This is a genomic window from Microvirga guangxiensis (assembly GCF_900102135.1).
GTDB classification, from domain to species: Bacteria; Pseudomonadota; Alphaproteobacteria; order Rhizobiales; family Beijerinckiaceae; genus Microvirga; species Microvirga guangxiensis.
The window spans coordinates 102,731-112,366 of record NZ_FMVJ01000014.1; the positions used below are offsets into that span (position 1 = coordinate 102,731).

Genomic DNA, 9,636 nt, shown 5'->3' on the forward strand with positions numbered 1-9,636 from the left:
GGGATGGCTGGGACAAGCCCCGCCATGATGTCGAGGAGCACCGTTCAAGCCAAATTCTTCTTCAGGAAACCTACCGTCCGGCTCCATGCCAAATCGGCGGTTTCCTTGTCGTAGCGCGCGGCATTGGTGTCGTTGTTGAAAGCGTGGTTCGCGCCCTCATAGACGTAGATTTCATACGTCTTGCCTGCCTGTTTCAGCGCAGCCTCGTAAGCTGGAATGCCGGCATTGATGCGCTCGTCGAGCCCGCCGTAATGCAGCATGAGGGCAGCCTGAATCTTCGGCACGTCTTCGGCCTTCGGCTGGCCGCCGTAATAGGCGACACCGGCGCTGAGGCCAGGCTCGTTGACGGCGAGATTGTTCACCGCGCCACCGCCCCAGCAGAAGCCGATGGCGCCGACCTTGCCGTTGCTGTCGGGGCGACTTTTCAGATAAGCCACAGCTGCCTTGCCATTGGCGATCACGTCGGGCTGCTTCAGCTGGCCGATCATCTGACGGCCCTTGTCCTCGTCTGCGGGCGTGCCGCCCATGGGCGAGAGATAGTCGACGCCGAGCGCGATGAAGCCTTCTGTCGCCATGCGGCGTGTCACGTCCTTGATGTGCGGGTTGAGACCCCTGTTCTCATGAATGACGATAACGGTCGGGAGCTTTTCCGGGGCGTCCTTCGGCTTCACGAGATAGCCTTTGAGTCCCTGCGCGCCGGGAATTTCGATCATCTCCGCCGTGATGCGCGGGTCGTTCTCCTGGACCGTCTGCGCCATGGCATAGTTGTTCTGGAGGATCGGCAGGATGGCGGCTGCGGCTGCCGAACTGCCGGCGAGCGCCGCCAGCCTGTCGAGGAAGGAGCGGCGGCTCATGCCGCCATGGGTGAAGTCGTCGTAGAGGTCGATGATTTTCTGATCCATGAAGGTCTCCCGATCCTTATGGTCATGGTAGTCCAATCCTATCGACGTTCTACCTCCTCACTGAGATTTGTAGTGCCGTCGCCGAGGCCCGTCGCAGGCGGCTTTCTCTCGACGGCGCGATGGCCCGACATCTCCGCACCCGCCGAGGGCTCGAGCCGCATGAAGGCGAAGCCCGAGAGGGCCGAAACCATTGCGACAGCCCAAAAGGCGGGGCCGAAATCCGCTGCGACGAGGGCGGTCCTGCCGTCCCAATGGGCGGCGGCTTCCACCACATAGGCACCGAAGGCCACGCCGATGCTGAGCGCAACCTGCTGGGCCGCGCTCGACAGGCTCGTGGCATAGCTCATGTCGCGTTTCGAGACCTCTGCATAGGCGATGGCGTTGAGGCTCGTGAACTGGAGCGAGCGGAAGCAGCCGCCGATCAGCAGGACGATCATGATCAGCCAATGGGGCGTCGAGGGTGTGAAGAGCCCGTTGAAGGCCACGAAAGCCGCGCCGATGAAGGCGTTGATCACGAGCACCCTGCGGAAGCCGAACCGCTCAAGAATGCGTTTGGCCATGGTTTTCATGAACAGCGCGCCCACCGCCGCGATGAACGTGAGCGAGCCGGAGGCAACCGGGCTGAGGCCGAAACCTATCTGCAGCATCAGCGGCAGGAGGAAGGGAATTGCGCCGATGCCGATGCGGAACAGGGAGCCGCCGAAAACGCTGACGCGAAAGGTCGGCACCTTGAGCAGATCCAGCCGGAGGACGGGATAGGGCGTCCGCTTGGCGTGCCAGACATAGGCCACCACGCACAGGGTGCCGATGACGACGCAGCCGAGGGAGATCGCTTCCGGGATGAGGTGGCGTCCGCCTGAGGCCAGGCCCAGCATAAGGAGCGCAAGCCCGATGCCCGACAGCAGAAAGCCAGCGATGTCGAGGGGCGGGGTATCCTCTTCGCGAACGTTCGGAACGAACATCGTGGCCAGCACGATCCCAAGGATGCCGATGGGGATGTTGATGAAGAAGATCCAGCGCCAGTGGAAATAGGTGGTGATGAAGCCGCCGAGCGGCGGGCCAACGACGGGGCCGATGAGGGCGGGGATGGTCAAGGTTGCCAGCGCCTGCACCACCTCGTTGCGCGGAACGCTGCGCAGCAGCACGAGGCGTCCTACCGGCACCATCATCGCACCGCCCATGCCCTGGAGGAAACGGGCGATCACGAACCATTCGAGCGAGTTCGCGGCCGCGCAGGCGAGGGAGCCCGCCATGAACACGCCGATGGCGGCGGTGAAGATCGTGCGTGAGCCGTACTTGTCCGCCACCCAGCCCGAGATGGGAATGAAGATAGCAAGGCTGATGAGATAGGAGGTCAGGGCCAGCTTGAGCGCGATGGCATCGGTCCCCAAATCTTGCGCGATCATGGGAAGCGAGGTCGAAATGACCGTCGAATCCATGTTTTCCATGAACAGCGCGGTAGCGATGATGAGGGGGAGGAGGCGGACTTGGCGCATGACCTTTGGCACTTAACCCCCGGACAACGCATTGCATAGCCATTTGATGCACGGCAGATCTTCTGGGAATGCGCTCCTTCGCCCCTTTGCGAAAACGAAACCCCGTGCTACGGACCCGCGTCAACTCGCCAAAGCGTTATCGCTTCACCTGCTGCGCACCATTCAAGGAGTTGACCATGGCCTCAATCGTTACGGATAAGATCATCGAGGGATTGACCTTCGATGACGTGTTGCTCCGGCCCGGCCGCTCCGAAGTCCTGCCGGGCGACGTGAATGTCGCGACACGGCTGACAAAGACCATCCATCTCAACATGCCGATCATCGCTTCCGCCATGGATACGGTGACCGAAGCGCGCATGGCCATCGCCATGGCCCAGAACGGCGGCCTCGGGGTGATCCACCGTAATCTCGAGCCGGAAGTCCAGGCCGAGCAGGTGCGCCTCGTGAAGCGGTATGAATCCGGCATGGTGATGAATCCCATCACGATCCATCCGGATGAGACGCTCGCCGATGCCTTGGCCACGATGAAGCATCACGGCATCTCGGGCATCCCGGTGGTCGAGCGCGGTCCGAACAACACCAAGGGCAAGCTCGTCGGCATCCTTACCAACCGTGATGTGCGCTTCGCCAGCAATCCCGGCCAGCCCGTCTCCGAGCTGATGACCAAGGATCGGCTGATCACCGTTCGCGAGGGCGTGAGCCAGGACGAGGCCCGCCGCCTCCTGCACCAGTTCCGCATCGAGAAGCTGCTCGTCGTCGATGATCACTACCGCTGCATCGGCCTGATCACCGTGAAGGACATCGAGAAGCAGGTGGCTTATCCGAACGCGGCCAAGGACGAGCAGGGCCGCCTTCTCGTCGCGGCTGCTACCACCACGGGCGAGCAGGGCTTCGAGCGCGCGGAGCGCCTCATCGATGCAGGCTGCGACGTGGTCGTTGTCGATACGGCCCATGGCCATTCGGTGAAGGTTCTGGAAAGCGTCGCCCGAGTGAAGAAGCTCTCGAACGCCGTCCAGGTGGTCGCCGGTAACGTGGCGACCCGCGAGGGCGCTCAGGCGCTCATCGACGCGGGCGCGGATGCGATCAAGGTCGGCATCGGCCCTGGCTCGATCTGCACCACCCGTATCGTGGCGGGGGTCGGCGTGCCTCAGCTCACGGCGATCATGGAAGCGGTCGAAGCCGCCCATGCGGCGGGTATCCCTGTGATTGCCGACGGCGGCATCAAGTTCTCGGGCGATCTTGCAAAGGCGCTTGCCGCCGGTGCTTCCTGCGCCATGGTGGGCTCGCTGCTCGCCGGTACGGACGAGACCCCAGGCGAGGTGTTCCTCTACCAGGGCCGTTCCTACAAGTCCTATCGCGGCATGGGCTCGGTGGGCGCCATGGCCCGCGGCTCTGCGGACCGCTACTTCCAGGCGGAAGTGCGCGACACCCTCAAGCTCGTGCCGGAAGGCGTCGAGGGGCAGGTGGCCTATAAGGGCCCTGTCTCCGGGGTGCTCCACCAGCTCACTGGCGGCCTTCGCGCCTCCATGGGCTATGTGGGCGCGGCAACCCTGCCGGAATTCCGCGAAAAGGCGCAGTTCATCCGCATCTCCAGCGCTGGCCTGCGCGAAAGCCACGTCCATGACGTGACGATCACCCGTGAGAGCCCTAACTACCCCACCCGTAGCTAAGGTTCACACGAGTTCTCGCCTATGAGCATCACCGCCATTCTCCTGCCCGTCTATGTTCTCGTCGGGCTCACCTTCGTTCTGCTCTTTCTGATGGGGAGCAAGCGCGTTGCGTCTCTCAAGGGCGGCGAGGTGAAGATGGGCGATATCGCTCTCGGCGAGCGCAACTGGCCCAAGCGCGCGCTGCAGTTCCAGAACGCGTACCACAACCAGTTCGAAGTGCCGGTGCTGTTCTACGTGCTAGTGGTTCTGGCGCTCATCACCCGCAAGGCCGACATGCTCTTCGTGGTCATGTCGTGGATGTTCGTGGCAAGCCGCTTGGTGCACGCGGCGATCCACACGACCTCCAACAAGGTGTCGTGGCGCTTTCAGGCCTTCGTGGTGGGCGTGCTGATCCTCATCGCCATGTGGGTCATCTTCGCCTTCCGCGTCGCTGGCGCAGAAGCTGGAATTTAGGGGCGGGACGGGCCGTTCCGCCCATCCCGCTCTTATCGATCAGTAACGCTTGCCGCTCTCGAGCTGGGTCTTGGCGTCGGTCATCTTGCGTGGGGGCGGGGTCAGGTCGGTGGCCGGAGCCGTGGCGCAGGCAGCGATGGCGAGGGTGAGGCCAAGGGCCACGAGGCGGGAGAGGATCGACATTTTTATGAGCTCCAGGAGAGGAATCGTGCGAATTGCACGTAGCTCTTGAATCCACGTCTGAAGGCGTCGGAAAATAGGAAACAATGTGTCGCTTCCGCGGCCAAGGTTAAGTGTGCTTTCTCGATGACACCTGCAGCCCGCATCTCCGCCGCTATCGAAGTCCTCGCCGATATCGAGGCCCGGCGCCGTCCAGCGACGGACGCCCTGAAGGATTGGGGGCTTTCCCATCGCTTCGCAGGCTCCAAGGACCGGGCGGCCATTGCCAGCCTCGTCTACGATTCGCTCCGCCGCAAGGCATCGGCTGCCTGGATCATGGGCAAGGGCACGCCGCGCTCGCTGGTGCTTGGGATGCTGAGGCTCCAGCGGGGCATGACGCCGGAGGCCATCGCAGCCATTTTCTCGGGCGAGCGGTTCGCGCCGGAGCCGCTGTCCGCGACAGAGCGCGAGAAGCTGGAAGGCGCCAGCCTCGAAGCAGCACCCGCCCCTGTGGCCGGTGACTTCCCTGAATGGATCGAGCCTTCGCTGCAGCGGCTTTTCGGCGAGGATCTCGTTCCCGAAATGCAGGCGCTCACTGCCCGCGCCCCGCTGGATCTCCGCGTGAACACCCTGAAGGTGGCCTCGCGTGGGGAAGCGCACGATGCTCTCCCGCATCTCGGCGCCGTCGAGACGCCGCTGTCGCCCTTGGGCCTTCGCATCGTCCCAAGCGAGGACGGACGCGGTCCGGCCGTTCAATCCGAGCCCGAATTCATCAAGGGGTGGATCGAGATCCAGGATGAGGGCTCGCAGCTTGCGGCCCTGCTGTCTGCGGTGAAGCCCGGCGAGCAGGTGGTCGATCTCTGCGCCGGAGGCGGCGGCAAGACGCTTGCGCTGGCCGCCATGATGGAAAACCACGGCCAGATCTACGCCACCGATGGCGATGCCCGCCGCCTGGCCCCCATCCACGACCGCCTGACCCGCGCGGGCGTTCGCAACGTCCAGGTCCGCACACCGAGGGGCGGGGCCGATGCGGTCACCGACCTGAACGGCAGGATCGATTGCGTTCTCGTCGATGCGCCCTGCACCGGAATCGGCACGTGGCGACGCAATCCGGATGCGAAATGGCGCCTGCGCCCAGGCAGCCTGGAGGTTCGCCGCAAGGAGCAGGCGACCGTGCTGGATCGCGCAGCCGACCTCGTGAAGCCGGGTGGACGGATCGTCTACATCACCTGCTCGATCCTGCCGGAGGAGAACGATGAGGCTCTCTCCGCCTTCATGGAACGGCATGCAGGCTTCAAGCCGATTCCAGCGACCGACATGCTCTCGTCTGCAGGTCTGTCCCGTCTGGGCGAGGTCGTGCGACGGACAAAATACGGGCTCCAGATGACGCCCCTCAAGACCGGTACGGACGGCTTCTATGTGGCCGTGCTGGCGAGAGGATGAGCCTGATATGCGCAACGAAGGCCGTTAAAAATGCCGGGGCTCGCAGGTTGGGGGCTCAAAAGGCATGACAGGCCGGCAGATATGAGGGTAAAGCACGAGGCATCCCCGCGCTCAGTGCCCAGCGATCAATCATGACCCAGACCCACGACAAGATTCTCATCGTCGATTTCGGCTCCCAGGTAACCCAGCTCATCGCCCGCCGCGTGCGCGAAGATGGGGTCTACTCGGAGGTCGTGCCCTTCCAGAAGGCCGCCGAGGCTATCCGGACCATGAAGCCGAAGGGCGTGATCCTGTCGGGTGGGCCGGAATCCGTGACCACGGACGCTTCGCCCCGCGCCCCTCAGGATTTGTTCGAGACCGGCCTTCCGGTCTTCGGCATCTGCTACGGCCAGCAGACCATGGCTGCCCAGCTCGGCGGTCAGGTCGAGAGCGGGCACCATTCCGAGTTCGGCAGGGCGGACGTGAAGGTTCTGTCCGAGAGCCCGCTCTTCCAGGGCGTCTGGCAGGTCGGAAAGTCCTATCCGGTATGGATGAGCCACGGCGACCGCGTCACCAAGCTGCCGGAAGGCTTCGAGGTGCTGGCGGCGTCCGAGAACGCCCCCTTCGCCGTCGTCGCCAACGAGCAGCACAAGTTCTACGGCGTGCAGTTCCATCCGGAAGTGGTTCATACCCCCCAGGGCGCGCAGCTCATCCGCAACTTCGTGCGCGATATCGCGGGCTGCAAGGGCGACTGGACGATGAAGGCCTTCCGCGAGGAAGCCATTGAACGTATTCGCGCCCAAGTGGGCACGGGCCGCGTGATCTGCGGCCTGTCCGGCGGCGTCGACTCGGCTGTGGCGGCAGTGCTGATCCATGAGGCCATCGGCGATCAGCTCACCTGCGTGTTCGTGGATCACGGCCTGCTGCGCGCCTCGGAAGCCGAGCAGGTGGTGACGCTCTTCCGCGATCACTACAACATCCCGCTCGTGCACGTTCAGGCGCAGGATCTCTTCATCGGCGCGCTCGAAGGCGTGTCCGATCCGGAGGTGAAGCGCAAGACCATCGGCAAGCTCTTCATCGACGTGTTCGACGAGGAAGCGAAGAAGATCGGCGGCGCGGACTTCCTGGCCCAAGGCACGCTCTATCCCGACGTGATCGAGAGCGTATCCTTTACCGGCGGTCCTTCCGTCACCATCAAGAGCCACCACAATGTGGGCGGTCTGCCCGAGCGCATGAAGATGAAGCTCGTGGAGCCTTTGCGCGAGCTGTTCAAGGACGAGGTACGCGTGCTCGGCCGCGAGCTCGGCCTGCCGGACGCCTTCGTCGGCCGCCATCCGTTCCCCGGTCCCGGCCTCGCCATCCGCGTGCCGGGCGAGATCACCCGCGAGAAGCTCGACATCCTGCGCAAGGCCGACGCGATCTATCTTGAAGAGATCCGCAATGCCGGTCTCTACGACGAGATCTGGCAGGCATTCGCCGTGCTGTTGCCGGTCAAGACCGTGGGCGTGATGGGCGATGCGCGCACCTACGACCATGTCTGCGCGCTCCGCGCCGTGACCTCCATCGACGGCATGACAGCGGATTTCTACCCCTTCGACATGGCCTTCCTCGGCCGCGTCGCGACGCGGATCATCAACGAGGTGAAGGGCATCAACCGCGTGACCTACGACATCACCTCGAAGCCCCCCGGCACCATCGAGTGGGAATAAGCGATGCCCGCGACGCTCTACGGCATCAAGAACTGCGACACGATGAAGAAGGCGCGGGCCTGGCTCGATGCCAAGGGCGTGCCTTACGCCTTCCACGACTACAAATCGGCAGGCATCGACCGGGCACGGTTGGAAACGTGGGCGCGTGAGGTGGGTTGGGAAACACTGCTCAACCGCGCCGGCACCACGTTTCGTAAGCTATCGGATGCAGACAAGGCCGACATCGATGAGAGCAAGGCCATCGCGCTCATGCTCCATCAGCCTTCGATGATCAAACGCCCGGTTCTTGATCTTGATGGCCGTCTCGTCGTCGGCTTCAAGCCCGAGCAGTACGAAGAGGCGGTTCGGTAGAGCCGAACGATTCAACTCAACGCATGCACTTCTTCGTCGTGGCCGGGCTTGTCCCGGCCATCCCGATGTCCTTCCCTCCGTCCTCATCCTGAGGAGCAGTGCAGCTGCGTCTCGAAGGAGACCTCCAGCGCGCACTCGAAGTAGTGTGGTGAAGGTTCTGCAAATCGCCTGATTGGGGCGGTCATGGCAGGATGGTGATGTCCAAGTCACCCTCCGAGAGGAGCCCCACCATGACCACTGCAAAGGATAAACCTGCTGCCGCTGCCATCAAGGGCCTTCTCAGCCAGAGCCCGGACGGCCTGCGCGAGATCGTGCGCGCCGTCATGCAGGAGATGCTCGAAGCCGAGATGACCGATGCCCTCCAGGCTGAGAAGGGCGAGCGCACCTCGGCTCGCCTGGGCTACCGCTCGGGCTACTATACCCGCACCCTGGTGACCCGGGTCGGCAAGCTCGAGCTGCGCGTGCCGCAGGATCGGGATGGCCGCTTCTCCACCGAGCTGTTCGAGCGCTACCAGCGCTCCGAGCAGGCGCTGGTGGCTACCCTGGCTGAGATGTACGTCCAGGGTGTGTCCACCCGCAAGGTCAAGGCGATCACCGAGGAGCTGTGCGGCCACAGCTTCTCGGCTTCCGCCATCTCGGCCATCAACAAGCGCCTGGACGACAGCCTGGCGCAGTTCGCCTCCCGAAGGCTCGAGGAGCCGTTCCCGTACCTGATCCTGGATGCGCGCTACGAGAAGGTGCGCGAGGGCGGCATCGTTGCCTCGCAAGCCGTGCTGATCGCGGTCGGCATCGACTGGGACGGCAGGCGCCAGATCCTGGGCGTCGAGATGGCCAACCGGGAAAGCCAATCCTCGTGGCGCACCTTTCTCCAGGGCCTGCGCGAGCGTGGGCTCTCAGGGGTGGAACTGGTGGTGGCGGACGACCATGCCGGGCTGAGGGCGGCGATCCGCGAGGTGCTGAGTGAGGCCGCGTATCAGCGCTGCTATGTGCACTTCCTCAGGAACGCGCTCGATCACCTGCCGCGCAAAGCCGACGATGACTGCCTGCAGGAACTGCGCTGGCTCTACGACCGCCGCTCGGTCGAGGAAGCCCGGCGGGATCTGGCCGCCTGGATTGCCAAGTGGGAGGGACGCTACCCGCGCCTGGTCGCCTGGGCCGAGGAGACGATCGAGGAGACCTTCACCTTCTACCGCTTGCCGCGCCAGCATCACAAGCATCTCAAAAGCACCAACATGCTCGAGCGGCTGAACGAGGAGATCAGGAGGCGCACTTACGTGGTGCGGATCTTCCCCAATGCGGCCTCATGCTGCCGGCTGGTGCGGGCGCTGGCGGTCGAGACGCACGAGAACTGGCTGGAAGCCCACCGCTACCTCAACATGGAGGATCTCAAGGAGCACAAGAAAAGCACTCTTCGCGAAGCCGCTTAGCCAGCCTGACCGGCCGCCCCACTTTGCAGAACTTGACGCACACAATC

At 63.9% G+C, this 9,636-nt stretch carries 9 protein-coding genes; 6 read left to right on the plus strand and 3 right to left on the minus strand.

What is annotated here, in order from left to right; translation table 11 throughout:
- Nucleotides 1-44 precede the first annotated feature (44 nt).
- Both BLP10_RS19585 and BLP10_RS19590 read right to left on the minus strand, forming a co-directional pair.
- Nucleotides 45-902 (minus strand): dienelactone hydrolase family protein, encoded by an 858-nt coding sequence (locus BLP10_RS19585; protein ID WP_091138501.1) that lies wholly within the window; start codon nt 900-902, stop codon nt 45-47.
- 38 nt (nt 903-940) lie between these two features.
- Nucleotides 941-2,398 (minus strand): MDR family MFS transporter, encoded by a 1,458-nt coding sequence (locus BLP10_RS19590; RefSeq protein WP_091138466.1) that lies wholly within the window; start codon nt 2,396-2,398, stop codon nt 941-943.
- A gap of 176 nt (nt 2,399-2,574) precedes the next feature.
- Here BLP10_RS19590 and guaB point away from each other — a divergent pair, with 176 nt between their 5' ends.
- Together guaB and BLP10_RS19600 are read left to right on the plus strand one after the other, a co-directional pair.
- A complete protein-coding gene (gene guaB, locus BLP10_RS19595; protein ID WP_091138468.1) occupies nt 2,575-4,068 on the plus strand; it encodes an IMP dehydrogenase in 1,494 nt (497 codons plus the stop codon).
- Between the two features lie 21 nt (nt 4,069-4,089).
- Nucleotides 4,090-4,521 (plus strand): MAPEG family protein, encoded by a 432-nt coding sequence (locus BLP10_RS19600; protein ID WP_091138470.1) that lies wholly within the window; start codon nt 4,090-4,092, stop codon nt 4,519-4,521.
- A 39-nt stretch (nt 4,522-4,560) separates the two neighbouring features.
- On the opposite strand, the gene BLP10_RS23285 is transcribed toward BLP10_RS19600, so the two are convergent.
- Nucleotides 4,561-4,704, minus strand: coding sequence for a hypothetical protein (locus tag BLP10_RS23285; RefSeq protein ID WP_175493983.1), 144 nt, complete (start codon nt 4,702-4,704; stop codon nt 4,561-4,563).
- Between the two features lie 123 nt (nt 4,705-4,827).
- Here BLP10_RS23285 and BLP10_RS19605 point away from each other — a divergent pair, with 123 nt between their 5' ends.
- The 4 genes from BLP10_RS19605 (at nt 4,828) to BLP10_RS19620 (ending at nt 9,589) form a co-directional block, all read left to right on the plus strand.
- The gene (locus BLP10_RS19605; RefSeq protein WP_091138473.1) at nt 4,828-6,123 is read left to right on the plus strand and encodes an RsmB/NOP family class I SAM-dependent RNA methyltransferase; all 1,296 of its coding nucleotides are present in this window, start codon (nt 4,828-4,830) and stop codon (nt 6,121-6,123) included.
- Nucleotides 6,124-6,254: 131 nt separating this feature from the next.
- A complete protein-coding gene (gene guaA, locus BLP10_RS19610; RefSeq protein ID WP_091138475.1) occupies nt 6,255-7,811 on the plus strand; it encodes a glutamine-hydrolyzing GMP synthase in 1,557 nt (518 codons plus the stop codon).
- 3 nt (nt 7,812-7,814) lie between these two features.
- Nucleotides 7,815-8,162, plus strand: coding sequence for an ArsC family reductase (locus tag BLP10_RS19615; RefSeq protein WP_091138478.1), 348 nt, complete (start codon nt 7,815-7,817; stop codon nt 8,160-8,162).
- Nucleotides 8,163-8,392: 230 nt separating this feature from the next.
- A complete protein-coding gene (locus BLP10_RS19620) occupies nt 8,393-9,589 on the plus strand; it encodes an IS256 family transposase (protein ID WP_091135019.1) in 1,197 nt (398 codons plus the stop codon).
- The last annotated feature ends 47 nt before the right edge of the window (nt 9,590-9,636 follow it).